General features: G+C 58.4%; 1 rRNA gene. It reads left to right on the top strand.

What is annotated here, in order from left to right:
• Positions 1-164: 164 nt before the first annotated feature.
• A 23S ribosomal RNA gene (locus BLS70_RS20350) occupies positions 165-1,743 on the top strand; the annotation flags it as partial.

The raw sequence follows: 1,743 nt of genomic DNA, 5'->3' as shown, positions 1-1,743 counted from the left end.
CCTGTGGGGGTTGGTGGGTCTGGCGGGGACGTGTGGAGGGTGTCTGGTCGTACGTTGAGAACTGCACAGTGGACGCGAGCATCTTCTGACTCTTATTTGCAATGAGAGTTCTTGTAGGCCCGCACAGCATCTCCTTCCGGGGGTGGTGTGTGGGATTTTTGTGTGGCCAAGTTGTTAAGGGCACACGGTGGATGCCTGGGCACCAGGAGCCGATGAAGGACGTAGGAGGCTGCGATAAGCCTCGGGGAGCTGTCAACCGAGCGTTGATCCGAGGATTTCCGAATGGGGGAACCCCGCACCAGTCATGTGGTGTGACCCGCGCCTGAACACATAGGGCGTGTGGAGGGAACGTGGGGAAGTGAAACATCTCAGTACCCACAGGAAGAGAAAACAACCGTGATTCCGTGAGTAGTGGCGAGCGAAAGCGGATGAGGCTAAACCGATCGCATGTGATAGCCGGCAGGCGTTGTGTGGTCGGGGTCGTGGGACCGTCCAGTTGGATCTGCCGATCCGACGGGGAGTGAGAAAATGTGGTGTTAGTGGAAGGCCTCTGGAAGGGGTCGCCGTAGAGGGTGAGAGCCCCGTACACGAAAACGCTGCATCTCCCGGACGTGTTTCCCAAGTAGCACCGAGCCCGTGAAATTCGGTGTGAATCTGGCGGGACCACCCGCTAAGCCTGAATACTCCCTGGTGACCGATAGCGGACAAGTACCGTGAGGGAAAGGTGAAAAGTACCCCGGGAGGGGAGTGAAATAGTACCTGAAACCGTGTGCCTACAAGCCGTGAGAGCCTTAGTTCCTTCGGGGGCGGGGTGATTGCGTGCCTTTTGAAGAATGAGCCTGCGAGTTAGTGGTACGTGGCGAGGTTAACCCGTGGGGGGTAGCCGTAGCGAAAGCGAGTCCGAACAGGGCGATTGAGTCGCGTGCCCTAGACCCGAAGCCGAGTGATCTACCCATGGCCAGGTTGAAGCGCGGGTAAGACCGCGTGGAGGACCGAACCCACTTAGGTTGAAAACTGAGGGGATGAGCTGTGGGTAGGGGTGAAAGGCCAATCAAACTCGGTGATAGCTGGTTCTCCCCGAAATGCATTTAGGTGCAGCGTCACGTGTTTCTTGCCGGAGGTAGAGCACTGGATGGCCGATGGGCCCCACAAGGTTACTGACGTCAACCAAACTCCGAATGCCGGTAAGTGAGAGCGTGGCAGTGAGACTGCGGGCGATAAGGTTCGTAGTCGAGAGGGAAACAGCCCAGATCATCGGCTAAGGCCCCTAAGCGTGTGCTAAGTGGAAAAGGATGTGGAGTCGCAGAGACAACCAGGAGGTTGGCTTAGAAGCAGCCACCCTTGAAAGAGTGCGTAATAGCTCACTGGTCAAGTGATTCCGCGCCGACAATGTAGCGGGGCTCAAGCACACCGCCGAAGCCGTGGCATTCATACTTTTCCTGTCGGTCCTTGTGTGGGCCGGCCAGGTGTGTGGATGGGTAGGGGAGCGTCGTGTGGCGGTAGAAGCGGCGGAGTGATCCAGCCGTGGACGCCACGCGAGTGAGAATGCAGGCATGAGTAGCGAGAGGGGAGTGAGAAACTCCCCCGCCGGAAGACCAAGGGTTCCTGGGCCAGGCTAATCCGCCCAGGGTGAGTCGGGACCTAAGGCGAGGCCGACAGGCGTAGTCGATGGACAACGGGTTGATATTCCCGTACCCGCGAAGGAACGCCCATGCTGAACCCAGCGATGCTAACCACCCGAAC

This window comes from Blastococcus aurantiacus, assembly GCF_900102425.1.
GTDB lineage: Bacteria > Actinomycetota > Actinomycetes > Mycobacteriales > Geodermatophilaceae > Blastococcus > Blastococcus aurantiacus.
Note: the sequence above shows the minus strand (reverse complement) of the source record. Positions and strands in the feature narration are given on the sequence as shown.